Raw genomic sequence first — 25,108 nt, forward strand, 5'->3', positions numbered from 1 at the left:
GTTCACACCTCCCGGTTGAAACGATAGCCGACTCCTTTTACCGTTTGCAGGTAAGTTGGATGGCTTGAATCCTGTTCTATTTTTTTGCGAAGCCGGCTGATGATCGCCATAATGTTGCTGTCGTCGTAAGCATAAGGTTCCTTCCAAACTTCCTCATAAATTTGCTGTTTGGTTAAAATCTTCCCCTGATTCCTGGCGCAATAATAGAGAATGTCAAACTCTTTGCCGACCAATTCAACCGGTTCTCCGTTAACGGATACCGATCTGGTTTCATAATCCATGCTTAAGCCTTTAAAAGATAATACCTGATGGTCGGCGGTGTGGTTCAACATCGTATATCGGCGAATTAAAGAAACCACGCGAGCGGTGAATTCTTCGATATCAAACGGTTTGGTCAGATAGTCATCCGCTCCAGAACGCAGTCCGCGGACTTTATCGCCGCTTTCCGTCCGGGAGGTCAGCATTAAAACAGGCACGCGGCTGATTTCCCGAATGGCTTCCAAAGTGGCAAAACCATCCATCCCCGGCATCATGACATCCAGCACGATTAATTGAAATTCGTCTTGGGAAAGGGCGGCTAACCCACTTGGGCCGGATGAACAAAGCACCGCGTCGATCTTTTCCTTGCTTACGCATTTTTTAAGCAGTTGGCCTAATTCCAGATCATCATCGATGATCAAGATCTTATGATTCATGCGTTTCTCCCTCCAATTGATTAAAAAAGAGCGCCTCGGCACGATGGGGTTACGCACGAGGTCATCGCCTCAAAAAGCCCATCCGGGAGGTCGCTCTACAGTTTAAAGCTCAGAACGAGCAAAATCAACTCATTCGATATTTCCAATAAAGCAATTTTTCGTCTTTGTGATCGATTTCGAATCCTAACTACAATAATAAATTTTTTGAGCCGGTATTGTATTGTCATGCCCCGAAAATTACCCAATCTACACTCGTTTGTATTGTATACTATTCATAGAATAACAGTAATTTGTCGGGGGTGAACGAAGTTGCGTTGGAAAGAGGTTCGTGAACAATTTCCTGATGAGTGGGTGGTCTGTGAGGCGTTGAAGTCATTTTCAAAGGAAGGTTACTGGTACATTGAAGAAGTGGTTGTCATTGATCGCTTTGATGATTCTACGGTGGCCATGAAGCGCTATTATGAGTTGCACCGGGAACAGCCGCATCGGGAGTATGGCTTTTTTCATACCTCCCGGGATCAGCTGAAGCTTCGTGAAAAGTGGGCGGGAATACGAGGTCCCAGATGAAGATCAATGTGTACTATGGATTGCCTTTCGTGGAAGTTGAACTGCAAATACGGGATTCAACGGTCGCCCATTCCCCGACCGGGAAGCGGGGGACCGAAATTTTTCCATAAATCCGGGTAAAGTACTGCTCCTGCCAACGCCGTTCCCACCATAAGGCTCAGGCGTTTTTTGTTTCACCCGAAGCGTCATAACAAATAAATCATGCATGGATTTCTTTCAGATTGCTCTTTAGTTGCTTAACCCCCTTGTGTGAGAAATACCGGGCGACGGTTATCAATCTGATAAACGAAGATCAATATACCGGGTCAAGCCATTAGCGCGCCTTTTCACGATGATGGGCAGGACGGCCAGATAAATACATGATTTCATCACCATCATTTGGATCAAGGATTTGACCATTACTGCCGCGCTGCCTGCTTGGAAGCCGCTGATCAGCACGATGATGAGCGAAAGTACAAAGGTAACCACAGCCAAAAATAGGGCGAGCAGTCCGGCGGTGATGAGTTTTCCGACCAACAGCTCCCGGAAGGATAGCGGAATGGTGAGGATATTTTTGAGCGTGTCTTCCGTGTATTCACGACTGATCATATATCCGGGATTAAGGTGATTGAAGCGGGGAACAGCAGGCTGAAATTGTTCCAGAGTTTCGCAAACACGCCATGAATATTTCCGGCAAGAGCTCCGCCAAGCATGGAAGCGGCCACGGAGGCCAGCGAGAAAATCAGCCCAAGCATAAACAACACAAGGATCTTCGCCGTAACCATCCGTGTGGCCGAAACCGGAATCGTCCGCAGATTTTTAAGTGTATCGTTATCGCGCTCCATAAAAAACAGCATGGAAGCCACGATCCCTAAAATGCTGGGCAATAGCAGCGCCTGTCCATAACTCACGATCATTCCGAATCTTTTTGAAATAATCCTCGAGTGTATCTTCACAGGTGTGCGCTTCCGAGACGTCAATTCCGTTTTCGATAAACAGGCGGGTAATCGCCGAAACAGGCAATTCCATGTCATGCAAGTGCGCTTTGGCCGAACCGAATCGTTTAGACATCGTCGAGCTCCTGCGCGATGGTCCTCTCACCGTGGGTGAAATCGCTAACCGGCTGGGGCTGCGTCAGCCCCAGGCCTCGAAGCATTTGAAGATACTTAGCGATAGCGGAATTTTGGAGACGAAGGCCGATGGGAACCGCCGGATCTACAGGCTTCGGCCCGAACCTTTTCAAGCGATGGATGCCTGGCTGAAGTCTTTTCGGCAGGTCATGGAGGACCGATTCGATCGACTGGAAGACTACTTGCGGGAATTGCAAAACGAAGAACAATCCTAAAATTCGTTCAATGATAAAGGAATTTATTTTTTACGCGAGGCATGAGAAGGAAGCCGATCAAACAATTAAAAAAATCAGTAAGAACCTGCGCAAAGCTTTAAGAGAGGAGTATAAGGCGTTTACTGAACGGAAGGCAAAAATTGAAGGATATCTGAAGGGAGTAAAAGATCATGGGAACGAATAAATTCGTTTTGTGCTTCGATGATTGCGAGCTTTGAATATACCTCCAAAGACTTGCGGCTTTCGTGGCCGGAGTACGTTGTATGAGAGCGTCGTCGATGCCCTGCTTTTTCAGCCAGGTCAGCAGGAAGTGGCGTAGCTTGTGTGGCGAAAGGTCTTGTGCAAGGCCGGCTTCTTCCGAATATTTGGACAAGATTTTTCGCATTCCCCGATCCGTATATTTTTTCTTCCATGACGATTCAAACAAATAAACCGCATGTTTTTTCTTCATCGCATCAGCATGCATGGCCAATAGCTCTTTGAATGATTGCGGGAACGGAACAATTCGTTCTTTTTTGCCCTTTCCATTATTGATGCGTATTTTTGGCAGTAGTGAAAATCAATTTCCGAAAGTCGTACATTGGCCAGTTCGCTTACCCGGATACCGGTATACATGAGCGTCTTGACGATCATCATTTCCTGAAAATTTTTCGACCTCCAGACCACCTCGTAATACCGCTTGAGTTCTTCCTCAGTCGGCACGTAGGTCAGCTTTTTGGATGCCTTTGGAACCTCGATTTCAAGCTCCGTTCGCAAGTGCTGGAACAAACTTTTGCCAGCAGGGTGTTGAAAAAAACTTGATATCATTCCCTCTATCTTCGAACTTTTTTACCTTCTCTAACCTTAATGAAAAATATGCTGTTTTATTATCTAAGCTTTTAAAGCGTCAATGACAATACTTACTTGCTGCATTTTCAGAAGACGAACGGGAAAGGGAATCGTAATCTTTAAGTCCCTTTAATACTATCTTCAGATGGATAACATTCGTTTCCATCTTTTCTGTAGTAGCGCGTGGTTATGTTACCGAAACGAATACCGTCGGAAACTCCTACAATAAGGTCAGTCCGTTTTTCTGAAAATTTTTTTAATTGAAGAAAATATTTTTACTATTATTTTATCAAAGAAGTCACTTAGATATTTTTTGACTAGAAAACCTACCAAAGCAAAGAGTAGTGAAATAACTATTATTAACACAAATAGTTTTAGTCCTGTTTCTATAGATTCCATTTAGATACAGCGCCTCCTTTTTATTTATAATTATATACATAACATCCACTTTTAAGCCAGTACCAGGCTGTCGTGTTGGAGGCGACGGAGTATTATCATCGTGGCTTGGTGACGTATTTGAAGCGAGAGGAGTATAGTCATTACATTGTTAATCCGCTGCAATCCAAACGTCTATCACAATTTTTTCACAATAAAAAACTAAAAATATACTGGAAAATATGTATATAGTGTGGTAATGTGGTAAAAAAAGGAGGTAATAGAATGGTAAGAAAAAAAGTTACTAGTTTATGTGCCGCTCTATGTCTATCTATCGCTCTAATTTTACCGGTTGGTGCACCGGCGAGCGCAAGCGGAGCACTATCACCGGACACAATTGTAACTGAAGAGAATGTAAACCAAGTTATTGAATATCTAGGATTAGATCCTAGAAATCTAGAAAAAGCTGATGCTTTTTCAGATGATTCCGTTACTGTTACTGTCGGGGAATTGCAACAAGCCCTTAATCAATTAAAACAAGCTCCCAAAGAAGTTACATCAACAGAAAACCTTGAAGTTACACCAACAGAAAACCTTAATGAAATAGCTCCGTCTGATTTTTGTTCTGGATTAAAAATGTTATATTATACAACTAATCTTGGTGGATCGTTTGAATTATCTTATGAAGTAGCTGCAAATTACTCATGGAATAAATTTACTTCTGTAAATAATGCGACCGTTGAAGTAATAGATAACGATCAAAATCCATTAACAACTTTCACAATAGCTAGTAAAGATGTTGGAGCTAAAGTTACTAGTGACGGCGAAAAAGTTGAATTGAAAGCTAAGGTTGAAGTAGATTCGTGGATATCAATTGGAAACATGGGACTTATTAAGGTAACGACAACAACAGTTAGAACAACAAAGGAATGGAATACTATACAAGCAGGAATTCCAGGTTGCATTTAGTAGAATATCTAGCCTTTCTTTGAATCATGTCTTCATCTTAGATCTCATATTTTTTGTAACCCTCAGCGAGCAGCGCTAATACCGTTGCTCGACTTTTATTTTTGGAGACAGAGGTAAAATGGTTGTTTTGTTGTATGGGACACTTAGATATTTTTAGACTATATAAACCGCAACTAAGATCAAAAACCTGACAAGTAGACGATCGATCGTTTCCATTGGATTCTTATTGATTCGCTTCATAAATTGAGACACATGAAGTTTAATTTTATAGAACTTTTCAAAAAAGAAGTTGTTAACTACATCGGCTTTGAGACATAACCATAGCCCTTCGACCGGATCGAGGTTTGGGCTGTAAGGCGGTAAAAAGACCACCTGCAGACGAGCATGTTTACCGTACGTCGGCACTTTGCTTGTTTGCCACGCGGAAACCAGTTGTATTTGTAGTGCCTGATAGGAACGAATCATCTATTCATCTTCAAAAAGAAAGACCGAGCTTTTGATCGTTCTGCCAATAACCGCTGATGGTTTGACGAACACGACCGAGTGGATCGTCGATTTCAGTAAACGAGAGTCCTTCCTGGGGATGCTGCAGGGCATCACCGAAACGTGGGATCGTTTGGAAGAGCACTTGAGTGAAGTGAAATAAGAAGATACAAGAAACAGCCGCACGGACTGGAGAGCCGGCGGCTGTTTCGTTGGGGAGCTTTGGCTTTACCCGGTTTGCCCGTTAGCGGTGGAATGGGGGCAAGGGGCAATCGGGGCGGTCCCTTAACCCTCCCTATGTGAGAAATAACATGGAACTACATGGAAATGAAAGCGTATTATATTTAATGTAAGCGAATTTGTTTCGGCAATATTCGCGAATTTTTTTCACTTATATTGTGAAAATTTGCACAATTACAGAAGAGGAGCAGATAACATGAGACAGCCAAGTTGCAGGTATGTAAGAACCGGATTTTTGGCGGCACTGGTATTTATTTTGATTATGGGTGTGATCGGATGCAGCGGCAGTAATAAGGAAGCAGCGCCTGATGCGGCGGATACCCAAGGGCTTTACACACCGGGGACATATACGGGGGAAGCGCAAGGCCTACATAGCGTTATTAAAGTGGAGGTAACGGTGGATGCCAACACCATTCAAGCGGTGAAGGTGCTGGAGCAGAAGGACACGGAGGGGGTAAGTGATGCCGTTTTTGAGACCATTCCCCAGAAGGTAGTGGAGGGGCAGAGTCTGAAGGTAGATATCGTATCGGGGGCATCCGTATCCAGCAACGGCTTGATTGACGCGATCGCGGCCGCTTTGGCCAAGGCCGGGGCCGACATCGACGCATTGAAGAGCAAAGAACCGCTGAAGGCGGCCGCCAAAGAAGCGATTACCAAGGAAACCGAAGTCGTGGTTGTCGGCGGGGGCGGAGCGGGTCTGGCCGCTGCGGTATCGGCCGCTGAGAACGGGGCAAAGGTGATTTTGATCGAAAAATCGCCTGCGCTTGGCGGGAACACGATTCGTTCGGGAGGCGAGTTCAATTCCTATGACCCGGCTAGACAGCCGAAAGTGGCCATGACGAAAGCGCTGAGCAATGAGTTGAAAGAGATTCTGACCTACGATGAAAAAGAATTCGGCGATTACGCCGATACACTCAAGACGCTCAAGGAACAGATCAAGGAATACTTCGCCAAAGGGGACACCACCAAGCTGTTTGATTCGCCTGAACTGCATATGATTCACACCTATATCGGCGGGAAGCGAACGGATCTTGACGGTAAGGAAATCTCCGGCAAGTTCGAACTGGTCAAAACGCTGGCGACCAATAGCTACGGCACGATCCAATGGCTGGAGAGCCACGGAGCTAAGTTCCAGGATGGGATCGGTACCGTTCTTGGCGCCTTGTGGCCCAGAACCCACCATAATACCGAACCGCTGGGAACCGGGTATATTAACGCGATGGAAAAAAGCGCAAAAGAGCTTGGCGCAGAAATTATGCTGAACACGAAAGCCACCAAGCTGATCGTTGAGAATGGCAGAATTGTGGGCGTGACCGCCGAGCAGTCTGACGGCACTCCGGTCACCTTGAAGGCTTCAAAGGGCGTGGTCATGGCCACCGGCGGTTTCGGAGCCAACCCTGAAATGGTCGTTGAATACAATAACTATTGGCCTGCTCTGGATGCAAACATCAAAACAACCAACACGACGAATGCTACCGGCGACGGGATTGTGATGGGTAAGGAAGTCGGGGCGAATCTGTGGGGCATGGGCTTTATCCAACTGATGCCGAGCGGTCAACCGGGAACGGGCGCTTTGTCCGGCGGCGTATGGGGCAGCGCGGAAACGCAAATTTTCGTCAACAAGGAAGGCAAGCGGTATGTGAACGAGTACGCCGAAAGAGACGTTTTGGCCGCCGCTGCCCTGGAGCAGACGGATCAGACCTTCTACATCATCAGCGATATGACCTCACTGGGCAATCCGGATCTGAACGGGAAAAATGTATGGGGCGACAATTATCAGGATCTGATTGCGAACAAAAATATAATCATGGCGGATACCCTGGAGGAACTGGCCGAGCAAATGGGCGTACCGGCCGATGTCTTTGTGGCGGAAATGAAGAAATACAACACTTACGTCGAAAATCAGCTTGATCCTGAGTTCGGCAAGAAAAATTTTGGCGCAAAACTCGAAACACCGCCTTTCTTTGCTGCGCCAAGAACCCCCTCCGTGCATCATACGATGGGCGGTCTGGAAATTAACGAAAAGGCCCAGGTATTGAATACGGAAGGCAAGCCTATTGACGGCTTATTCGCGGCCGGCGAGGTTGCCGGCGGAGTTCATGCGGGTAACCGGCTTGGCGGCAACGCCATCACGGACATTTTCACGTTTGGACGGATTGCCGGAGCCAGCGCGGCCGGTAAATAGCCGCCGATACTAAAAAGCAAAGGCTCCTGCTTCTCTCCGCCGTCAAGGCGGCAGGGACGCAGGGGTTTTTGCTTTTTCTTTGATTATTGCCGGAATGCTTCATGCTACCGACACTGACATGAAAAAAGCTGGGCAGATCAGGATTATCCTAAATCCACTCAGCTATAGTGTGTAAAGTAAGAGGGTTACATCGGTTGATCTAAAGGATCATGTAGTACATAGATTGGAAAATATCGAGGTGTCATAGTAAAACTAATAGATTGACCGTTTTTCTCTTTGTACGTAACAAAATACTCTCCGAAATGTGCATCATACTCTACTTTTTCGAATTTTAAATCTTGGTTGTGATATTTCACCTTAACATATACTGATGAAGAAGCTTTTGCGACACTTTCTTTGAAGAAGTTAATTTGAGACAGTAGAAAAATCAAAATTATGATAAATAGCACTATAAGCCATACTTTTTTTATTTTCATTTTTCACCTCACGCAATTATATATCTCACCCCTTCAACTATTGTATATTTTACCCTTATAGTCCAAATTATTCAAATAAAATACTAACCACGAAACATTATGCTCGCGGTTAGTATTTTTCAAACAATATTAGTCAATGCAGAAAAACTCTACTTGTGCATATGCTTCTATTGCATCAAGGAGGGGATATGCCTGTCTTTCATTAGAATGGCCTGCGAGTTTAAAATCTTCATTGTTCGTATCATACGCAGAAACTATCATAATATGCGTAGGCATTGTTAACACGCCAGAAACACCTTTCGAGAAGACTACTACATCACCTTTGTAAATATGTTTATAATAAATAGTTTCATGATTCGATACATAGTAATCATGGGAGAAGGCATAGACTGTTGATCTAGATCTCCAATAGTCATAGAATGCTTGTACGCTAATAAATGGGCTTGGATCTGCTAAATCCCAGCTGTAATCCAACTCTTCAGCACTCGTTGGAACCAAATATTTTGAATTTTTTTTGTATACATACCAGTCACCTTTAAAGGGTAAGCCTCCACCAACATGCATTGCTTGAGATACAAAGTTGGTACAATCACTTCCCCATCCACCAGTAAAAGCGGGGTAATCTGTACTGTATTTATTGTAATTTTTATAGGCCCATTCTCCGGCGGCAGCTCTGTCATAGCTCGCAAAAGGAGATATTTTAGCAGAATCGTAATTTTTCTTGTTTTCATGATATAGTTCTATTGATGCTTTATCTCCAACATTTACAGCATATCTTTCCATGTATCCTAAGAGAAGATCTTTTTCACTTTCATCCACTTTGAAAAAGTTATCAACGATGATATGCAAAACTTCAATTATTCGGTCCCTGTTTAATGAAGTTGCCTTCTTTATCATTTCATCATTTTCTGTCAATTTAGCAAGCAATTCCCCAACTTTGATATCCTCTTTGTAAATTATGTTTAGAGCCTCTAATGCAATTTTCTCTTCTTCTTCCGGATTTCCCAAATAATTCTCATTTGGGTCTGCTTCTTGTTCAATTAGATACTGCTCAATGTATGGATTATTTTCAGCGGCATAAACTGCCTGTGTTACACTAGTTTCTAAAATAGAATCTAGTTTTTCCTTAGTACTAGCTGAATCCTGCTGTAAAACCTGTTCATCTAGAGGGATACTTATACTCTCGGCAGCATTGACAGGGGTGATAGATAGAACGACTACTGAACAAAGCAGTGTTACAATACTTTTTTTCCGCCTTGCCATTTTAATCCTCTCCTTCTAAAAAAATGATTTTACACTATAATTCTACGCTTATTGGAATTTAATATCAATATTTCCCAGTATATTAGTATGGACTTTTTGTGAAAACTATAACAATGTATTGTTTGTATTTTCCGATTGTACCGTTAATACACCAACCACAGCCTAAGTACTAGACAGAAAAAGTTTTAGCCTAAAAATGGAGACTCTTGCTTAAAGAAGATCATAAAGTGTTTTCTGAGTAAACGTTTCGTTATACTTGTCATCACCATTTTGGACGGACTCCCTATATCAATCTTTGCGTTTGATATCTTACGTTTCTTAAACGTCCAATCATAGCAAATAAATAATACACTGATTTCTTTCGGATTGCTCTCTTGAATAAACCGATCATTATTGACTTTCCCCTTAGGGGAAGGTGCATAGTAGAAGCTAACAGCGTTCCGTTATTTCAAGCATGCAGTCCATATCAAAATAGGAAGAACGGAGGTTCCCCTTGCTATCCATCGGCGAATTCTCGAAGATTTGCGAAGTGTCTACCAAAACGCTGCGCTATTATGCGGAAATTGGCTTGCTTACACCGGAGGAGATCAATCCCGAAAACGGGTATCGGTATTATTCCATCGGGCAGCTCACAACCATGCTGTTGGTCAACCGGTTGAAGTCGTATCATTTTTCGTTGGAGGAAATTAAAGCGCTTCTGGAATCGGACGCGGATCGGTCCGAAGAGGTGCTTCGTTCGGCGCTTAACTGTAAGCGGAGGGAGATCCAGGAGAAGCTGAAGTCCTTGGAGTATACCCTGGGCCAAATGAGCCGGGATATTTTGAATTTGGAGCAGGGTGTGCCGATTATGTCGTACCTGGATCGGATCGAGGTGCAGCTTGTGGAAACCCGGCCGCTGAATATCCTTTCACTGCGCCGGATGATGAGCCGCGACGATTATGCTCTGGGATATGGGGCGTATTTTGGCCGGTTATATGAAAAAATTGCCACGGAAAAACTCACCATGCTGGGCACGCCGCTGACGATTTATCACAGCCCGGAATACGATCCGGCGGGCAATGATACGGAGTTTGCCATTCCGATTGCGGAGGCGGTAAAAGGAACGCGGGATTTGCCCGGAGGCCTTTGCGCGAAGTCTGTGTTGAAGGGTTCATATTCGGAATTGACCTCGGTTTATGCCAAGCTGCGGGAATGGATCGAACATGAAGGTTATGCCTTGGTGAACTCGCCTTATGAAATCTATGTAACCGATCCTAATCAAATCAGCGCTGACGAGGAGCTGGTTACTGAGGTGTATTTTCCTGTTAGGAAAAATTAGCGGAGGACCGGACAGTTGCTTCTATAATTAGGAGGAATCGATCATGCCAAGAAACTACTGGCCAACGGCGCAGTGGCAAGCCGCAAACCCGGCCGCCGTGGGAATGGACGCGGCCAAGCTTGCGGAGCTTGAACCTGCAATAACGTCCGAATACAGCAATATTAACGGCATCGTGGTTGTACGAAACGGCTATATCGCTTATGAACAATACTTTAACGGCTATGGCCCGGAGGATGCCCACCATGTGGCCTCGGTAACGAAAAGCATCCTATCCGCGCTCATTGGGATCGCCATTGATGCGGGTTATATTCGGAGTGTGGATCAGAAGGTGCTGGACTTTTTCCCCGAATATGTTCCGGGTGCGGCTGATCGGCAGAAACGGGAAATCACGCTGAGGCATCTGCTCACGATGACGGCTCCTTATCCGTTCGAAGATTGGCGCGAACCGCTGGACAAGTTGTGTATGCAGCCCGATTGGATCAAGTATACGCTGGATATGCTGGGCCAGGGAGGAAGTATCGGAGCCTTCAAATATTCCACGGCAGGGGCGCACCTGCTTTCGGCTATCCTTACCCGCAGCACGGGCCAAAGCGCCCGTGAATTTGCGAACGAACGCTTGTTTAAACCGCTCGGCATGCAGGAAATCCCGGACTATGAAATGAAGGCATTTGGGTTTGACGATTTGTTCGGAAAAGACGTGAAAGGATGGGTTCATGATCCCCACGGGAACTCCACCGGAGGATGGGGGCTGACGCTGACTCCCCGGGATATGGCGCGTTTTGGCCTCCTATATTTGAACCGGGGCATGTGGGACCATCGTCAGGTCGTTCCGGCGGCGTGGGTTGACGCATCCATCGAAATGAACCCCAACCATTACGGTTATCTTTGGTGGTTGCGCGAAGAAGATGGGGTTTCCGCCTACATGGCGCTGGGGGATGGCGGCCATGTCATTTGCTGTATTCCGGAAAAAGATCTGGTCGTCGCCATAGCCTCGGAATTCGTCATGAACCCTCGCGATCGGTGGGAGCTGATTAAGGAGCATATTATCCCGGCTATAGTGGACTAAACTTATTAACACCATGACTGCGGCACAGTTGGCGGCGCTTCTAGGAACGCTTCAGGATGTGCCGTTCTTTGGTGAAGTAGAACTTAGCCGGCAATTGGAACAACAACCAACCGTCGGCCTTCAAAAATAGCGGCATTTTATGTACTTATTATCCGAGGACAAGCCTGTTCATCCCCATTAGCGACACTTTTTGCTCTTATTTTCCTATAGATGGTCCGAAATACAGGTATTTCCTTGCGATTCGAGAAAATAGCGACATAAAATGCCCCTATTTTTCTCAAATGTACAGAATCGCCGGAATAGCGACGTTTTATGTTCTTATTTTTCTCTGGAGTTTCTCAGACTGCCTGGTTTTGCAGGTTTTCTCGGCGTAATACAAAAGAGCCATTGAGATGTTGGGGTTATTGTATCTATTTTTTGAGGACACTAATGTTTGAAATACATTGGTGTCCTTTTCATTATTTAATTTCCTTTTTCATTTGTCATGTTACTCAATATATGCTAATCTATAATTAAGTAACATATCCGGAGGGGTCCTTTGTGCAGTATGTGCATCCGATTCGAGACATGGAAACCATTCAAGCGATGAAAGAGGAGCTGAGAAAGCACTCGGTCAGGGACTTATTGCTTTTTGTCCTGGGAATTAACACGGGGATTAGTCTTTTCGAATTGCTTAACCTTACTGTGCAGGATGTTTGGGGCGGTCAGGGTGCAAAGGAATTTCTCTATATTAAGGATGAAAGAACCGGAGAAGAACAGGCCTACTACTTGAACAGCAAGATCGGGGAGATATTAACCGAATATTTGTCCGGCGGCGATTGGAAGGCGGAGGATTATTTATTCCGATCCAAAAAGGACGGCCGTCCGATCACTCGTCAGCAGGCCTACCGTATTATCAACCACTCGGCAAGGGAGGTAGGAATAGCGGAGAAAATTGGGACGCATACGCTGCGCAAAACTTTTGGTTATCACGCGTATCATAAGGGAATTGCCATTTCCATCGTAAAATCGATCTTGCATCATCAGTCGACGGCGGAAACGCTGAAGTATTTAGGCATTGATAAGAACGAGAAGCAGCCGATTAAGGTGGATGTGAATTTATAATAAAATGCTTGTTCTGAAATGAAAAAAACTCCCCACATAAAACATGCGGAGAGTAGCGGAATTCACTTGATCACTGGCCGGCGTCCGGTCATTGATCCTTATTCGTCAGCGTCGTCCAAATCCAGCGCTGGATTCATATCCACGTTTTTAAATTCGGTGACGATCCCGTCATGGACCGGGACCTGCAGCGTTTCAGCGTCCTTCATAAAACGGAAAATGCCATTATCGAAATCCGTATCGATTTCTTTGAAGAAGATGCCTTCATATTCGGTATTTTTCTCGTGACAGAAGCTTAGTTTATACTGTTCCCCATCTTTAATCAAATAAGCGCGGATTCCATGCTGGTACATTCCTTCCCCGTCGCGGATATAACGGGAGACCGAAATGATATGCAGGTCAACAAAAGGGATCTCACGCACCAACGAATTAATAATCGATCCCTTCGTAATTTGTTCCCATCGGCTTTGCGCCGTCTGACCCAGAATAATCTGTGTGACATTTTTTGCTCTGGCCACTTCCGCTATGACCTTGGAGACAGGACGGCTTTCATTGTCCTTCATAATAAACTGAGCCGACGGATTGGAGTTGGCCCATTCTTTCCATTGTTCAATGTAAAAAGTCTTCTCGGCGTCCAATTCATCAAACGGCTTGGAGTCAATGGTCAATATATAAAGCGGGGCCTTCATCATATTGGCGATTTTACAACCGCGTTTGATTAGTCTTTCGCCGTTCGGTCCATAATAAACGCAGACTAAAATGCATTCATTATTTACGTTGTCCATGTTAAGCATTTCACCTCAAGGTTAAATAGTAGAGCCGGGCTAAACTATGTAAGACTATAATGGATGTCGCGGAAAGAGTCAAATCGTTGAAGACCGCAAGATTCGTATATGAGGAGGGGTGCGTTTGGCTACATTCTTTATCTTCATGTTTCTTCCGTTGATCAGTGCACTTGCGGTTCCCTTTCTGTATAAGTATTTGAATCGTCAAGTGCATACGGGCTGGTTCGTTCTGCTCGTGCCTCTAACTATCTTTATCTATTTATTACAATATATACCCCATGTTGCCGCCGGGGAAACCTACAAATACACATTGTCCTGGATCCCGTCCTTCAACATCAATATTACCTCGTATGTGGATGGGCTTGGTTTATTGTTTGGCCTGCTCATTTCCGGTGTCGGTACCTTAGTCATTATTTATTCTATTTTTTATATGTCCAAAATCCGTGAGGCGCTCCATAATTTCTACGTTTACTTGCTTATGTTTATGGGGGCCATGCTGGGATTGGTATTCTCTGATCACCTATTAGTCCTGTATGGATTTTGGGAATTGACCAGTGTCTCTTCCTTCTTATTGATTTCCTATTGGTACGAGCGCCAGAGCTCCCGGCAAGGCGCCTTAAAGTCGTTATTGATTACCGTCCTTGGCGGATTTGGCATGCTGGCCGGATTTATTATGCTGATCATCATCGGGGATACCTACAGCATTCGGGAACTCATGGCGAATATGAACATGATCCAAGGCCATGCCTTGTTTATTCCCGCCATGTTATGTATTTTGCTGGGAGCCTTTACGAAATCGGCGCAATTCCCGTTTGGCATTTGGCTCCCGGATGCGATGGAGGCGCCAACTCCGGTGAGCAGTTACCTCCACTCCGCCACGATGGTCAAAGCCGGCATTTATTTGGTGGCCCGGATGACTCCGATTTTTGGCGGCAGTGCCGTGTGGTTTTGGTTAGTAGCCGGAATCGGCATCATTACGCTGCTTTACGGTTCTTTGACGGCGCTAAAACAGACTGATCTCAAGGCGCTGTTGGCTTACTCGACCATCAGCCAATTGGGAATGATCATGAGCCTGCTTGGGGTCGGTTCTTTAGCGGTCTATTTTGGACCCGGCGAGAGCGGTACCGTCTTTACGGTGGCCACATTTGCCGCCTTATTCCATCTGTTTAATCACTCCACCTTTAAAGGAAGCTTGTTTATGGTCGTCGGCATTATTGACCACGAGACAGGCAGACGGGATATCCGCTATTTGGGCGGGTTGATGCAGGTGATGCCGATTACGTTTACGATCGCTTTGATCGGCGCCTTTTCGATGGCGGGGCTGCCGCCGTTTAACGGTTTTTTGAGCAAGGAAATGTTCTTTGGGGCCGTGACGGAAGTATCCCATGCCGGTATTTTCGGTCTGGGCAACATCGGCATGGCGTTCCCGATCATCGCTTGGGTGGCCAGCATTTTTACTTTCGTCTACTGCATGATTTTCGTATTCAAGACGTTTGGCGGAAGATTCCGCTCGGAAAAGCTGACGCGAGAAGTGCATGAGGCCCCGCTGGGTATGCTGATTTCACCCATTGTTTTAGGTTTGCTGGTGATCCTCATTTTCTTCTTCCCGAATGTTTTGGCGAAATATATTCTTGCCCCCGCCCTAACCGCGGTTCTGCCGATGATGTCCGTTTCCGCCTACGATCTGAAAATCAGCGCGTGGCATGGACTGAACATGGAATTGCTCATGACGATTGGGGTCGTGGTCGTCGGCATCTTGCTGTTCAAAACCGCGAAGCGGTGGATCAAGGCGGTGCGAAATTATCCGCAGCGGCTGACGCTGAATCATTTATACAATCAAACCTTACGAGGCACGGAAAGGCTTTCGGCCGCGCTGACTAACCGCTATATGACAGGTTCGCTGCGGCATTATCTGATCTACATTTTTGCCTTTTTTGCCATTTTGCTAATGGGCTCGCTGCTGCTGTTCTACGGCATCCGGTTCGATTTCGCCAATAACGCTAGTGTTAGTGTTTTTGATGCCGGGCTGGTGATCGGGATGATCATCGCTGCGTTAACCGTGCTGTTAACCAGCCATCGGATCGTGGCGATCGTGGCCTTGGGCGCGTTAGGTTATATGGTTTCCATGTTTTTTGTCATCTTCCGGGCGCCCGATCTGGCCTTGACGCAAATGGTGGTGGAGACCGTGACCACGGTGCTGTTCTTGCTGTGCTTCTATCATCTGCCGAAGCTTGCGAAGGACATCGAACGCATTCCTTTCAAATTAACGAATCTGCTCATCTCGGCGGCTGTCGGGCTAACGGTGACGGTTTTGGCGTTATCCGCAAACGGTCATAAATTGTTCGAGTCGATTACCTCATTTTTCGAAAATGCCTATGAACTGGCAGGGGCCAAAAATATCGTCAACGCGATCTTAGTGGATTTCCGCGGCTTCGATACGATGCTGGAAATATCCGTATTAACCATTGCCGGATTAGGGGTATATATCCTGATCCATCAGCGTTCCAAAAGAGCCGATGCTTCCGAAGCGAGTTTGCTTGAAGCCGATTCAAGAAGCAGCGCTCACCAAACATTTAGGAGGGGGCAAGATGAAACCGAATAATGTGATCCTGAAAAGTGTAACCCGGGTAGCGGTGGTCATCATTTTTACCTTTTCGATCTATCTGTTTCTGAATGGTCATCATCAGCCGGGCGGCGGATTCATCGGGGGGCTGAGCACGGCGGCGGCGATTGTTCTGCTGTATCTTTCTTTTGGCATCGAGAAGGTGCGGGAAAATATCCGCATCGATTTCAAGAAGCTCGCGGCCATCGGCGTGTTGATTGCTGTCGGAACGGGGATGGCGGGAGCCATATTTGGCAAACCGTTTCTATTCCAGATCTTCGGCCATGTCGACCTGCCGATTTTCGGGGATACCGAGCTTGCTTCCGCGATGATTTTCGATACGGGAGTTGCCTTGGCTGTGATAGGTACCGCGGTCGTTATTATTTTGGGCATAAGCGAGGACCGCTAATATGGAGACACTAATCGTTATCCTGGTCGGCATTTTGGTATCCATCGGAACCTATTTGATTTTATCGCGGCGGCTGCTGCGGATTGTGCTGGGGTCATCGATTATTGGCCATGCCGTGAATTTATTGCTGATTACTTCCGGCGGTCTAAAAACCGGGGCGCCTCCCCTTCTGCATGAGAAAACAACAGCAGGTTTCACGGATGCGATTCCCCAAGCCTTGATTTTAACGGCGATCGTCATTAATTTTGCGGTCACCGCGCTAGTATTAGTTTTATGTTACCGCGCCTATCAAAACTACGGGACGGATGACATGGAACGATTAAGGGGAAATGAGGATGAATAACTTATTAATTACGCCGGTGGTCATACCTCTGCTCACGGGAATGGTGCTCATTATTTTTCAGAAAAATATTCAGCTTCAAAAGGTTCTTAGTCTGGCTGCATTGCTGGCTACGGGGGTCGTCTCCTTCCTATTGATAAATCAGATCAGAAATGACGGGATTCAAACCCTGCAGCTGGGCGGTTGGGAAGCGCCGTATGGCATCAGCTTCGTTGGCGACATGTTCAGCGCTTTGCTGCTGCTCGCTACCTCGGTGGTCTCGGCAGGCTGTCTGCTCTACGCCTTTCCGTCGATTGGCCGAAGACAGGAGAAGCTTTATTTTTATCCGCTGGTTTTGTTTTTGGTCACGGGGGTCAATGGCTCGTTTTTAACGGGCGACTTGTTTAATTTATATGTCTTTTTTGAAGTGTTTCTGTTTGCTTCTTATGTCATGATCAGCTTGGGCGGCACCAAAAGGCAGCTGCGCGAGTCGCTCAAATATATTTTTACGAACATCATTTCATCCGCCTTTTTCCTAATGGGCGTTGCCTATTTATACTCGATCACGGGCACATTGAACCTCGCCCACATCTCGATCCGGATCGCTGAGGTCGGCCAGGATGGACTTATTACAACGGTTGCGTTTCTGTTCCTGATTGTCTTCGCTTTAAAGGCGGGGCTGCTGCTTTATTTCTGGCTGCCGGGCTCCTACAGTGTGCCGCCGACGGCCATCGCGGCTATCTTTGCGGCCCTGCTCACCAAGGTGGGGATCTATGCGATTTTTCGGATGTTTACGCTGATCTTTTATCATGAGCCGCAGATCACCCATCTGTTTATAGGGATACTCGCTGCCGCCACGATGGTTCTGGGCGGACTCGGAGCGATCGGTTATTGGGATTTGCGCAAAATATTAACCTACAATGTGGTCCTAAGTGTCGGGTTTATTATGCTCGGGCTCGTCTCATTCACACACACCGGCATGATGGGTTCCATCTATTATTTGATTCACGATATGGTGATCAAGGCGCTCGTCTTTTTGATCGGCGGCACGATTATTCATCTGACCGGAACAAGTAATCTAAAAGATTCCGGTGGGGTGATCCGCCTTCATCCCCAGCTCGGCTGGATGTTCTTTATCGCCGCGCTGTCCATGGTCGGCATTCCGCCGTTAAGCGGCTTTCTTGGCAAAGTGTTCATTACGCAAGGCGCCTTTGCGTCCGGTTATTTCTGGCTGGGGGCGGTCGGGCTGCTGGCCAGCTTGTGCATTCTATATTCCATGATCAAAATGTTCATGAACGCTTTTTGGGGCGACCGGCTCTTAAGTGAAGAGGAGGAGAAGGGGACGGCGAAGGGCTTGCTGTTGCCGATTGCTCTGTTGACTATCGCCAGTCTTGCCCTGGGAATCGGCGCCGAAGGGCTTGCAGGTTATGTGGCTCAAGCTGCGGAGGAATTGCTGAATCCAAATCTGTATATTGATGCCGTGTTTGAATAAAGGGGGGAGACAGCCATGCCCGTTCAGGTGCTTCTCAACATATTTATCGCTTGCTTATGGATGTTTCTGCAGGATGAAGTGAGCGTATTGAACTTTATCAGCGGTTACTTTGTCGGCATGTTTATTTTACTGTGCATGCGCCGCTTCTTTAAAAGCCCGTTTTATGTGTTTACGCTGGCTGCGATCGGCAAGCTGTTTGTGCTGTTTATCAATGAGTTGATTATTTCTTCGATGATGGTCGTGAAGCATGTTCTTCGTCCCAAACTCGATGTGAAGCCGGGAATTTTCAAGGTGGAGACGGATTTGGAGGGGGATTTGGAGATTACGCTCCTTTCCTTGCTGATTTGCCTCACGCCAGGCTCGGTCGTGATGGAACTGAGCTCCGATTCCAAGGTGCTGTACATTCACGGGCTGAATATGCCGGAGTCCAAAGAGGCCGTCTTAAAGTCAAAATCCGTGTTTGAAAAAGCGATAAAGGATGTGACGAGAAAATGATCTTCGAGACGATGATGGTCATCGCCCTATGTATCTTAATGCTGGCGATCCTGGCCAATTTATATCGGGTGGTGAAGGGACCGTCCGGTGCGGATCGCGTTCAAGCGTTGGATACTATTGGGATTAATCTCATTGCCAGTATCGGCGTGTTCTCCGTATTAATGCACACCCATGCCTTTTTTGATCTTATTTTGCTAATCGGGATTCTGTCGTTTATCGGCACCGTTGCTTTTGCCCGGTTTATAGAAAGAGGTGTTGTTATTGAGCGGAAGCGGTGAAGTCGTCGGAGCGGTTCTTATTCTATTCGGGGCGGTGGTCAGCTTGATCAGCGCGATTGGCATTGTTCGCTTGCCCGATGTGTATACCAGGTCTCATGCTGCATCTAAAAGTTCTACCCTTGGCGTGCTGTGCGCGCTCGTCGGCACCTTGCTGTATTTCATTATTACCGACGGCTACTTCAGCATCCGCCTCATCTTGGGAATCTTCTTTGTATTCTTGACCGCCCCGGTGGCTGCCCATGTGCTCTGCCGGTCCGCCTACCGCAACCAGGTGCCTTTGGCGGAGGGGACAACCGAAGATGAATTGCAGGACTATTATATGGAGAATGAGAAGCATGACGCGGCAAACAAAGCCATTGAGAAGCATGATGCGGAAAACCAAGCCAACTTCAACGAGAAGGATGCGAAGCAGCTTCAGGTTACGGAGTAAACCGGCGTTTCCTCGGAGAGAAGGGAAGCGTAGATTACCGTTGAATGCAAGCTTGCCGATTAGGCACGTTTTTCCATGGAGCGTACGTCGATCGGCTTTATCAGCGGTGCTAACGAACACGGTGCTACGGACACGGTGCCAACGGACCTGAGGAATGCTATTTGTTCCAAAACAAGGGAGCAAAAATGGTAACGGACCGAGATGACTTTATTTCTGCCCAATTAGCCTCAATGACCTCATTTGGAGCCAGATAGCGACTGTTGAGTCCATTAGCGCGGGAAATATCCGGGAAATGGACGATTAAGGTCATTCAGGTCCGTTAGGGGTTACGTCGGGTTACGCCAGCCATATTGGTTAAGGCCTGCAGCCGAGTTTATCGTTTTTTTATGGGAAGAAGGACGGCCAGATGGGATCAACTGCAAAAGTGCATTTTATTTTCCGCAAATTATCATTCTAGAGCGATTGAAATGCAAAAGTGCATCTCATTTAGGGCTGTCCAGATTTCCGGATTTCCCTCTCGCTGAGCGATTCTAGAATCGTAAATCGGTCAGTTCTTGATCGTAATCCGCTTTTTCGGTGGCACGGTTGCGCTAACCGCTTTAAGTTCCTCTATGGCCTGTGTGGTTGAAACGCCGTTTTGCCAGAACGCCGTCTGATTTTGCGGCTGGATCGCGTTGTTGTTCACCTTAATCATCCCTTGCGACGGGTTAATCAGCGTATACGGTTCGCCTGGCGCCACATCATCGAAGCTGTCCAGAAAGAACAGGTATTCTTTTCCCGTTTCCACAAACTGTGTGCCCGCTTCTTCATAAATCGCCTCCTTGTAGCTGCCGCCCGCCTGCTTGATGGTCATCGTCGCTCCCGGAGCCGGGCCTTTGACCGAATCGATCACTTCAATGTCGGAGAGGGTGTACACTTCATTCACGGCGCCGCCGATTTGTCCAAATTGATGTTCCATTCCTGCGGAGGATGAACCTTGTTCACTCTCCCCACTACAATTATGTCCGCGTCTCTAACCGCTTCTTTTACATCGCTATGCACCTTGTAGTCGGGTTGACTGACGATACGTTCCGGTTCGCTGGAACCACATGCCGTTATGCTCCATGCGAGAGCCGCTCCCAACACAACACCGGCAAGTGTTTTAAATAATGATTTACCTGTCGCCATGATTGAAAACACTTCCTTCCAAGTGCTTATATGTAAGCTCCCGATTGGTATTAGCTCCCTAGCCACGATCACATCCTAACTGACGGTTGTATCCGTAAAAAGTTCCAATTGATACTGGTCAAAAATTTTTAAATATTCCTTTACAGGAATATTCCTCATGGTGTATATTTGAATCACCGGAAGAAAACCTGGGCGATAAAGGAGTGAGCGATATCAAGTAAGTATCCCTTAATGAGGTGAGCGGCATGTCGAGGAAAAACAATCCGGGCATGGACAGGACGATGATGATAAGCGTGTTGGCCGAACCGAATCGTTTGGCGATCGTCGAACTGTTGCGCGAAGGTCCCCTGACCGTGGGCGAAATCGCTGGCCGGCTGGGACTTCGTCAGCCCCAAACCTCGAAGCATTTGAAGATACTTAGCGAAGGCGGAATATTGGAAATGAAGGCCGAAGGCAATCGCCGGACCTGCAAGCTCCGGCCCGAGCCCTTCCAAGAGCTGGATGTTTGGGTGAACTCTTTCCGGCGCGTGATGGAAGACAGGTTCGACAATCTGGATAGCTATTTGAGGGAACGGCAGAATAAGGAAAAATCATAAAATCAATTTAGGAGGATGTTAGAATGGCAAACCAGGCAATGGTGTCGAGAGTAGAGAATGATAAGGTATTGGTACTGGAGCGGGTCTTCAACGCGCCGCGTGAGCTGGTGTTCTCGATGTTTAAAGAGGCGGAGCATTTAAAGCACTGGTGGGGACCGAGAGGCTGGGAGGTTACGGTGTGCAACATCGATTTCCGGCCGGGGGGCGTTTGGCACTATTGCATGAAGTGTATGGATCGGAATCAAGGTGAATTTTACGGCATGGAATCCTGGGGCAAAGGCGTATATAAGGAAATCGACGAGCCGGATCGCTTCGTCTACACCGATTACTTCTCGGATGCCGAAGGCAATGTGAACGAGGAGCTGCCGGCAACCGTGGTCGCGATGGAATTCATTGATCTTGGCGGGAAGACGAAACTGGTCAGCCGCAGCGAATACGTATCGGCGGAAGCCCTCAAAACCGTTATGGACATGGGCATGCTGCAGGGTATCACCGAAACCTGGGACCGTCTGGAAGAGCGCTTGAACGAAGTGAAATAAGGAGCAGGGGAACAGCCGCCAGGCCCAAGGAGCCGGCGGTTGTTTTTTTGCGTTTGGGGGATAAATCTCGAGAAGAAGCACTAAGGTTTTCTATTTGCAAAATATCTTACAATTCGATTCTTCATGATAATCAACAACATTTCAGGAATCAGCACCGCAAAGATAAACGAAATGATGATAAAAGGACCAATGAAGAGATAAATATGGCAGCACTCTGGCTTTCGCTTGTGTTCTTCATGATGATCCACCAAATGGGTACTGTGACCGCCCAGGCTACAATAGTTCCCGCAAATAAATAACTCAATTTACTCCATAATAAGCAAAAGAGGATAGTAACAACGATAGGCAACGTCCAAGAATGCAGCATTTCCCCAAAACTTAGCAGGCAGAATACGGCAATAGGATAGATACATGTCACTGCAAATTGAAATTTTTTATCATAAAGGTTCATATAATTCACTCCTCTATTACAATTATATCTTTTAATTCTATTTATCCGAGTACAAGAAGAGTTTGGCTTTGACCATTAGTTGCAAATCATACAACCAACTTTCCATCCATTTACCTCATCATGCGTTTAACTGCATTTCGTACAACTTGTTCTCCGGCCCTTTGCCTTTTCTTCCAAAAATAGCGGATCAATTGCGGGTTTTGCACTTAATCAAGCGTTGTGGCAGCATTTCCGGATAAGTAACTGTACAATTTGCAACTATTCCATTCACATTGCCGTGTGGGCTTGGAACCTACTGCTTGCGGGGGACACTACTGGCTATTTTTATGGGACCGCCCCTTTTAATAGAGTAGCGTTTACTAGTGATTTTGCAGGAAAGCGCCGAACTTTGTCGAATTCAATTCCTGACAAAAAGGAGGTCATGGCATGAAATTGGATAACAGGAAGGGCCTGTTTGCCGCTCGTATTTGCGGGAGGAGCGTGATCGCGGGCGCGGGGGCTCTTTTGTTATTGCTGACGGGATGGTTTGGAGGAGGAGCTTTTGGCGCGGCGCCGTACGCGTACGCGGCGGATAGCGGGAAATCGGGGTATACGAGCGACCAATTGGAAGCTGCGGATTTTCTCAATGAAGTGCGCGCCAAGATAGGGGTTCAGCCGGTAACGCTCAATCGGGAGGTTACGCAGGCGGCGGAAGCCCACGCCAAATACTATAATGCGAATAAGGAGGGTCATCCCGGTTTAGACGCTCACTCGGAGAAGGAAGGGAACGAGGGGTTTACCGGAGCCTCCGTGAAGGAAAGAATTCGGGCCGCAGGGTGGAGTTCCGGGAGTAATGGAGCCGCTTTTGGCGAGGTTATGCATTTTAAGCAAAACAGCAGTTCCTCCGCGATCCAGGGCTGGCTCGATTCGGCCTACCATCGGGATATTATTTTAAGTCCGCGCTATAGTGAAATCGGCATCGGTTTGGCGGACGGAACGGCCGTGGTTGACATGGCGGGAAAGGGATTCGCTTCCGCGATTTCCGGCGGCATATCCGTTTACCCCTATGACGGGCAGACCGGGGTGCCGGTGGGGTTCTATGGCAATGAAATTCCGAACCCGCTCGATCAGTTTGGCGCGGAGTACTCGGGTTACATCGTATCCGCGACCGCGGCAACGAAGATCACTTCTTATGAAGCCGCGATCAAGGATGAAAACGGAGAAGAAGTCGCTTATTTTGATGAACTGTATTCGGAAAAAACTTTGTTTTTGTTCCCCAAGAAGGTTTTAAAAGGGAATCATACATACACGGTAACTTTGAACTACCGGACCGAGGCATCCTCGGGGAATCAAACCCAAACCTGGTCTTTTACGACCGGAAAAGGGTCCGCCTTGATCGCTCTCAAGCCGGAGTTCCGCGAAATCACGCTGAATGAAGGCGGTCCGTACCGGTCAAGCTTCCAAGCTGTACTCGATGACGGGAGATCGGAGGCGGTAGAGAGCGGCATCACATTCGTGAGCAGCGATCCCAAGGGCCTGCAAATTTCCGCGGATGGCGTCTTGACCGGGCTTAAAGCCGGCGATTATAAGATAAAGGCAACCCTGGACGGAAATACCACACAGCTTAAAGTAAAAGTTTATCCGAAATGGAAAACCAAAACGTACAGCGCAGCCGCGGCGAATTTACCTTCCGACATCTCCGGCCACCCTTTGCAGGCCAGCCTGGAATGGGGGCTAAAGGGCGGCATGATATCCCCGGCGAAAGACGGGCTGCTTCATCCCGAAGAGACGGTCAGCGAAGCGGAATTTTGGACGATGCTGCTTAAATCGTACAGCGTTAATATTGATGCGTACCAGCCGGCCAAAGCCACCCATTGGGCCGATGGCGCCTACGCGATCGCAAAAAGCCGCAATTACCCGCTCGCCGGCATCGCGAACGCGGCCGCCCGCAGCAATCCGATCACCCGGAGGCAGGTTGCCGAGATCGTCGCGGCGGCGGATGGCGTAAACGCGAAAGGTTCCAACGCGATCACGTATGTTTTGGCCCAAGACTACGTTCAAGGCGTTACGGAATTGTCCATATCGGGCTTTGAAAGCTCTAAGCAGCTGACGCGGGGCGAAGCCCTGCAAATTTTGCAGCATTTGCGGCAAACGCTGGGCGAACTTCGCGGGCGTCCGCTGAATGAAACGCCGGCGTCTTCGCTGCCCGAGCTGCCGCAGAGAAAATTGTACGCAAAGCCTGCCGAACTGGAGGACCGGAGCTTGTACGCCGAGTTTCGCGAGGAACGCAAGCTGATTGTAGAAGGCAAATTCAAGGAATTTACCGGGCAAAGCATGGTGCTCAAGGTTCAGGAGAAACAAGGCGGCATCTCCAAGCATATTGAAGATGTAAATGTCACCTTCGACAATGAAGGCAAGTTTCATGTCGAAGCCGGACCCTATACGCCGGATGCGCTAAATCTGTACTTATACGCGCCTGAAATCACCTATTTTATATCGGTGCAGTATAACACATTCGTTGACAACCATTACAGTGAGTAAGTAAGAAGACAACCTTGCTAAGCTTAAAAGCACCCCTAGGTTTCGACCGACTGGTAAGATTATGCGTGATCGGCTTGGCTCTGACGATTAGCTGCAAATGATACAACTAACTTTCTAACAATCTGCCAAAGCATT

The 25,108-nt window shown here is 47.1% G+C and carries 29 protein-coding genes; 18 read left to right on the forward strand and 11 right to left on the reverse strand.

Features of this window, described 5'->3' with window-relative positions; translation table 11 throughout:
* Window positions 1–2: 2 nt before the first annotated feature.
* Complete coding sequence (locus NYE69_RS04770) at window positions 3–695, reverse strand: response regulator transcription factor (protein ID WP_036626918.1); 693 nt, start codon at window positions 693–695, stop codon at window positions 3–5.
* Window positions 696–1,004: 309 nt separating this feature from the next.
* Here NYE69_RS04770 and NYE69_RS04775 point away from each other — a divergent pair, with 309 nt between their 5' ends.
* Entirely contained in the window at window positions 1,005–1,262 is a 258-nt protein-coding gene (locus NYE69_RS04775; RefSeq protein ID WP_036626917.1) for a hypothetical protein, read from the forward strand.
* A 273-nt stretch (window positions 1,263–1,535) separates the two neighbouring features.
* Here NYE69_RS04775 and NYE69_RS04780 read toward each other — a convergent pair whose 3' ends face one another.
* Together NYE69_RS04780 and NYE69_RS04785 are read right to left on the reverse strand one after the other, a co-directional pair.
* Window positions 1,536–1,850, reverse strand: coding sequence for an ABC transporter permease (locus NYE69_RS04780; protein WP_051985780.1), 315 nt, complete (start codon window positions 1,848–1,850; stop codon window positions 1,536–1,538).
* On the reverse strand, window positions 1,847–2,158 hold the full coding sequence (locus tag NYE69_RS04785; RefSeq protein ID WP_051985779.1) for an ABC transporter permease: 312 nt from the start codon (window positions 2,156–2,158) through the stop codon (window positions 1,847–1,849). The genes NYE69_RS04780 and NYE69_RS04785 overlap by 4 nt, the downstream gene beginning before the upstream one ends.
* A gap of 110 nt (window positions 2,159–2,268) precedes the next feature.
* On the opposite strand from NYE69_RS04785, the gene NYE69_RS04790 reads away from it, so the two are divergent.
* Complete coding sequence (locus tag NYE69_RS04790) at window positions 2,269–2,586, forward strand: ArsR/SmtB family transcription factor (protein WP_340924543.1); 318 nt, start codon at window positions 2,269–2,271, stop codon at window positions 2,584–2,586.
* Between the two features lie 97 nt (window positions 2,587–2,683).
* Here NYE69_RS04790 and NYE69_RS04795 read toward each other — a convergent pair whose 3' ends face one another.
* Both NYE69_RS04795 and NYE69_RS04800 read right to left on the reverse strand, forming a co-directional pair.
* Window positions 2,684–3,136 (reverse strand): tyrosine-type recombinase/integrase, encoded by a 453-nt coding sequence (locus NYE69_RS04795; RefSeq protein WP_326847801.1) that lies wholly within the window; start codon window positions 3,134–3,136, stop codon window positions 2,684–2,686.
* A gap of 509 nt (window positions 3,137–3,645) precedes the next feature.
* Window positions 3,646–3,813 carry a hypothetical protein gene (locus NYE69_RS04800; protein WP_172531707.1) on the reverse strand — a complete coding sequence of 56 codons (168 nt, stop codon included), beginning with the start codon at window positions 3,811–3,813 and terminating at the stop codon, window positions 3,646–3,648.
* Window positions 3,814–4,074: 261 nt separating this feature from the next.
* On the opposite strand from NYE69_RS04800, the gene NYE69_RS04805 reads away from it, so the two are divergent.
* Complete coding sequence (locus NYE69_RS04805) at window positions 4,075–4,758, forward strand: hypothetical protein (protein WP_036626915.1); 684 nt, start codon at window positions 4,075–4,077, stop codon at window positions 4,756–4,758.
* A gap of 153 nt (window positions 4,759–4,911) precedes the next feature.
* Here NYE69_RS04805 and NYE69_RS04810 read toward each other — a convergent pair whose 3' ends face one another.
* Window positions 4,912–5,223 carry a transposase gene (locus tag NYE69_RS04810; RefSeq protein ID WP_051985778.1) on the reverse strand — a complete coding sequence of 104 codons (312 nt, stop codon included), beginning with the start codon at window positions 5,221–5,223 and terminating at the stop codon, window positions 4,912–4,914.
* Window positions 5,224–5,254: 31 nt separating this feature from the next.
* Between NYE69_RS04810 and NYE69_RS04815 the strand changes: the two genes are divergently transcribed.
* Window positions 5,255–5,404 carry a hypothetical protein gene (locus NYE69_RS04815; RefSeq protein WP_155619731.1) on the forward strand — a complete coding sequence of 50 codons (150 nt, stop codon included), beginning with the start codon at window positions 5,255–5,257 and terminating at the stop codon, window positions 5,402–5,404.
* 273 nt (window positions 5,405–5,677) lie between these two features.
* Window positions 5,678–7,666, forward strand: coding sequence for a flavocytochrome c (locus tag NYE69_RS04820; protein WP_340924559.1), 1,989 nt, complete (start codon window positions 5,678–5,680; stop codon window positions 7,664–7,666).
* Window positions 7,667–7,851: 185 nt separating this feature from the next.
* On the opposite strand, the gene NYE69_RS04825 is transcribed toward NYE69_RS04820, so the two are convergent.
* Both NYE69_RS04825 and NYE69_RS04830 read right to left on the reverse strand, forming a co-directional pair.
* Window positions 7,852–8,142, reverse strand: a complete 291-nt coding sequence (locus NYE69_RS04825) for a hypothetical protein (protein ID WP_340924563.1) — start codon at window positions 8,140–8,142, stop codon at window positions 7,852–7,854.
* Window positions 8,143–8,271: 129 nt separating this feature from the next.
* Window positions 8,272–9,405: an amidase domain-containing protein gene (locus tag NYE69_RS04830; RefSeq protein ID WP_326047698.1), complete on the reverse strand. Its 1,134-nt coding sequence runs from the start codon at window positions 9,403–9,405 to the stop codon at window positions 8,272–8,274.
* 493 nt (window positions 9,406–9,898) lie between these two features.
* Here NYE69_RS04830 and NYE69_RS04835 point away from each other — a divergent pair, with 493 nt between their 5' ends.
* The 3 genes from NYE69_RS04835 (at window position 9,899) to NYE69_RS04845 (ending at window position 12,893) form a co-directional block, all read left to right on the forward strand.
* A complete protein-coding gene (locus tag NYE69_RS04835; RefSeq protein WP_340924567.1) occupies window positions 9,899–10,723 on the forward strand; it encodes a MerR family transcriptional regulator in 825 nt (274 codons plus the stop codon).
* 43 nt (window positions 10,724–10,766) lie between these two features.
* Window positions 10,767–11,789 carry a serine hydrolase domain-containing protein gene (locus NYE69_RS04840; RefSeq protein WP_340924570.1) on the forward strand — a complete coding sequence of 341 codons (1,023 nt, stop codon included), beginning with the start codon at window positions 10,767–10,769 and terminating at the stop codon, window positions 11,787–11,789.
* A 540-nt stretch (window positions 11,790–12,329) separates the two neighbouring features.
* Window positions 12,330–12,893 (forward strand): tyrosine-type recombinase/integrase, encoded by a 564-nt coding sequence (locus NYE69_RS04845; protein WP_213509989.1) that lies wholly within the window; start codon window positions 12,330–12,332, stop codon window positions 12,891–12,893.
* A 98-nt stretch (window positions 12,894–12,991) separates the two neighbouring features.
* Here NYE69_RS04845 and NYE69_RS04850 read toward each other — a convergent pair whose 3' ends face one another.
* Window positions 12,992–13,675: a universal stress protein gene (locus NYE69_RS04850; RefSeq protein ID WP_082207973.1), complete on the reverse strand. Its 684-nt coding sequence runs from the start codon at window positions 13,673–13,675 to the stop codon at window positions 12,992–12,994.
* A gap of 124 nt (window positions 13,676–13,799) precedes the next feature.
* Here NYE69_RS04850 and NYE69_RS04855 point away from each other — a divergent pair, with 124 nt between their 5' ends.
* From NYE69_RS04855 to NYE69_RS04885, 7 genes are read left to right on the forward strand one after another with little or no spacing between them, the layout of a single operon-like run.
* A complete protein-coding gene (locus tag NYE69_RS04855; protein ID WP_445744747.1) occupies window positions 13,800–16,277 on the forward strand; it encodes a Na+/H+ antiporter subunit A in 2,478 nt (825 codons plus the stop codon).
* Window positions 16,264–16,686 (forward strand): Na(+)/H(+) antiporter subunit B, encoded by a 423-nt coding sequence (locus NYE69_RS04860; RefSeq protein WP_036626895.1) that lies wholly within the window; start codon window positions 16,264–16,266, stop codon window positions 16,684–16,686. Before NYE69_RS04855 ends, NYE69_RS04860 begins: the two co-directional genes overlap by 14 nt.
* A gap of 1 nt (window position 16,687) precedes the next feature.
* Window positions 16,688–17,029, forward strand: coding sequence for a Na(+)/H(+) antiporter subunit C (locus NYE69_RS04865; protein ID WP_036626894.1), 342 nt, complete (start codon window positions 16,688–16,690; stop codon window positions 17,027–17,029).
* On the forward strand, window positions 17,022–18,497 hold the full coding sequence (locus NYE69_RS04870; protein ID WP_340924583.1) for a Na+/H+ antiporter subunit D: 1,476 nt from the start codon (window positions 17,022–17,024) through the stop codon (window positions 18,495–18,497). Before NYE69_RS04865 ends, NYE69_RS04870 begins: the two co-directional genes overlap by 8 nt.
* A 15-nt stretch (window positions 18,498–18,512) precedes the next feature.
* On the forward strand, window positions 18,513–18,992 hold the full coding sequence (locus NYE69_RS04875) for a Na+/H+ antiporter subunit E (protein ID WP_036626890.1): 480 nt from the start codon (window positions 18,513–18,515) through the stop codon (window positions 18,990–18,992).
* Window positions 18,989–19,270 carry a Na(+)/H(+) antiporter subunit F1 gene (locus tag NYE69_RS04880; protein WP_036626889.1) on the forward strand — a complete coding sequence of 94 codons (282 nt, stop codon included), beginning with the start codon at window positions 18,989–18,991 and terminating at the stop codon, window positions 19,268–19,270. The genes NYE69_RS04875 and NYE69_RS04880 overlap by 4 nt, the downstream gene beginning before the upstream one ends.
* A complete protein-coding gene (locus tag NYE69_RS04885) occupies window positions 19,254–19,700 on the forward strand; it encodes a Na+/H+ antiporter subunit G (RefSeq protein ID WP_340924592.1) in 447 nt (148 codons plus the stop codon). The genes NYE69_RS04880 and NYE69_RS04885 overlap by 17 nt, the downstream gene beginning before the upstream one ends.
* A gap of 547 nt (window positions 19,701–20,247) precedes the next feature.
* On the opposite strand, the gene NYE69_RS04890 is transcribed toward NYE69_RS04885, so the two are convergent.
* Together NYE69_RS04890 and NYE69_RS04895 are read right to left on the reverse strand one after the other, a co-directional pair.
* A complete protein-coding gene (locus NYE69_RS04890; RefSeq protein WP_340924595.1) occupies window positions 20,248–20,658 on the reverse strand; it encodes a hypothetical protein in 411 nt (136 codons plus the stop codon).
* Complete coding sequence (locus NYE69_RS04895) at window positions 20,622–20,867, reverse strand: hypothetical protein (RefSeq protein ID WP_340924597.1); 246 nt, start codon at window positions 20,865–20,867, stop codon at window positions 20,622–20,624. Before NYE69_RS04895 ends, NYE69_RS04890 begins: the two co-directional genes overlap by 37 nt.
* A gap of 245 nt (window positions 20,868–21,112) precedes the next feature.
* Here NYE69_RS04895 and NYE69_RS04900 point away from each other — a divergent pair, with 245 nt between their 5' ends.
* The 3 genes from NYE69_RS04900 (at window position 21,113) to NYE69_RS04910 (ending at window position 24,973) form a co-directional block, all read left to right on the forward strand.
* A complete protein-coding gene (locus NYE69_RS04900; RefSeq protein ID WP_340924599.1) occupies window positions 21,113–21,463 on the forward strand; it encodes an ArsR/SmtB family transcription factor in 351 nt (116 codons plus the stop codon).
* A 23-nt stretch (window positions 21,464–21,486) separates the two neighbouring features.
* Complete coding sequence (locus NYE69_RS04905; RefSeq protein ID WP_340924604.1) at window positions 21,487–22,002, forward strand: SRPBCC domain-containing protein; 516 nt, start codon at window positions 21,487–21,489, stop codon at window positions 22,000–22,002.
* A gap of 877 nt (window positions 22,003–22,879) precedes the next feature.
* Entirely contained in the window at window positions 22,880–24,973 is a 2,094-nt protein-coding gene (locus NYE69_RS04910; protein ID WP_340924607.1) for a CAP domain-containing protein, read from the forward strand.
* Window positions 24,974–25,108 lie beyond the last annotated feature (135 nt).

Source organism: Paenibacillus sp. FSL R5-0527 (assembly GCF_038008055.1).
GTDB lineage: Bacteria > Bacillota > Bacilli > Paenibacillales > Paenibacillaceae > Fontibacillus > Fontibacillus macerans.

What these genes read in the sequence shown, in the direction of transcription:
- NYE69_RS04805 (WP_036626915.1), top strand. Translation starts at nt 4,075, where the DNA reads ATGGTAAGAAAAAAAGTTACTAGTTTATGTGCCGCTCTATGTCTATCT.
- NYE69_RS04770 (WP_036626918.1), bottom strand. Translation starts at nt 695, where the DNA reads ATGAATCATAAGATCTTGATCATCGATGATGATCTGGAATTAGGCCAA.
- NYE69_RS04825 (WP_340924563.1), bottom strand. Translation starts at nt 8,142, where the DNA reads ATGAAAATAAAAAAAGTATGGCTTATAGTGCTATTTATCATAATTTTG.
- NYE69_RS04875 (WP_036626890.1), top strand. Translation starts at nt 18,513, where the DNA reads ATGCCCGTTCAGGTGCTTCTCAACATATTTATCGCTTGCTTATGGATG.
- NYE69_RS04860 (WP_036626895.1), top strand. Translation starts at nt 16,264, where the DNA reads ATGAAACCGAATAATGTGATCCTGAAAAGTGTAACCCGGGTAGCGGTG.
- NYE69_RS04790 (WP_340924543.1), top strand. Translation starts at nt 2,269, where the DNA reads ATGTCATGCAAGTGCGCTTTGGCCGAACCGAATCGTTTAGACATCGTC.
- NYE69_RS04870 (WP_340924583.1), top strand. Translation starts at nt 17,022, where the DNA reads ATGAATAACTTATTAATTACGCCGGTGGTCATACCTCTGCTCACGGGA.
- NYE69_RS04800 (WP_172531707.1), bottom strand. Translation starts at nt 3,813, where the DNA reads ATGGAATCTATAGAAACAGGACTAAAACTATTTGTGTTAATAATAGTT.
- NYE69_RS04910 (WP_340924607.1), top strand. Translation starts at nt 22,880, where the DNA reads ATGAAATTGGATAACAGGAAGGGCCTGTTTGCCGCTCGTATTTGCGGG.
- NYE69_RS04780 (WP_051985780.1), bottom strand. Translation starts at nt 1,850, where the DNA reads ATGATCAGTCGTGAATACACGGAAGACACGCTCAAAAATATCCTCACC.
- NYE69_RS04840 (WP_340924570.1), top strand. Translation starts at nt 10,767, where the DNA reads ATGCCAAGAAACTACTGGCCAACGGCGCAGTGGCAAGCCGCAAACCCG.
- NYE69_RS04895 (WP_340924597.1), bottom strand. Translation starts at nt 20,867, where the DNA reads ATGGCGACAGGTAAATCATTATTTAAAACACTTGCCGGTGTTGTGTTG.
- NYE69_RS04900 (WP_340924599.1), top strand. Translation starts at nt 21,113, where the DNA reads ATGTCGAGGAAAAACAATCCGGGCATGGACAGGACGATGATGATAAGC.
- NYE69_RS04785 (WP_051985779.1), bottom strand. Translation starts at nt 2,158, where the DNA reads ATGATCGTGAGTTATGGACAGGCGCTGCTATTGCCCAGCATTTTAGGG.
- NYE69_RS04865 (WP_036626894.1), top strand. Translation starts at nt 16,688, where the DNA reads ATGGAGACACTAATCGTTATCCTGGTCGGCATTTTGGTATCCATCGGA.
- NYE69_RS04810 (WP_051985778.1), bottom strand. Translation starts at nt 5,223, where the DNA reads ATGATTCGTTCCTATCAGGCACTACAAATACAACTGGTTTCCGCGTGG.
- NYE69_RS04820 (WP_340924559.1), top strand. Translation starts at nt 5,678, where the DNA reads ATGAGACAGCCAAGTTGCAGGTATGTAAGAACCGGATTTTTGGCGGCA.
- NYE69_RS04880 (WP_036626889.1), top strand. Translation starts at nt 18,989, where the DNA reads ATGATCTTCGAGACGATGATGGTCATCGCCCTATGTATCTTAATGCTG.
- NYE69_RS04850 (WP_082207973.1), bottom strand. Translation starts at nt 13,675, where the DNA reads ATGGACAACGTAAATAATGAATGCATTTTAGTCTGCGTTTATTATGGA.
- NYE69_RS04890 (WP_340924595.1), bottom strand. Translation starts at nt 20,658, where the DNA reads ATGGAACATCAATTTGGACAAATCGGCGGCGCCGTGAATGAAGTGTAC.
- NYE69_RS04830 (WP_326047698.1), bottom strand. Translation starts at nt 9,405, where the DNA reads ATGGCAAGGCGGAAAAAAAGTATTGTAACACTGCTTTGTTCAGTAGTC.
- NYE69_RS04905 (WP_340924604.1), top strand. Translation starts at nt 21,487, where the DNA reads ATGGCAAACCAGGCAATGGTGTCGAGAGTAGAGAATGATAAGGTATTG.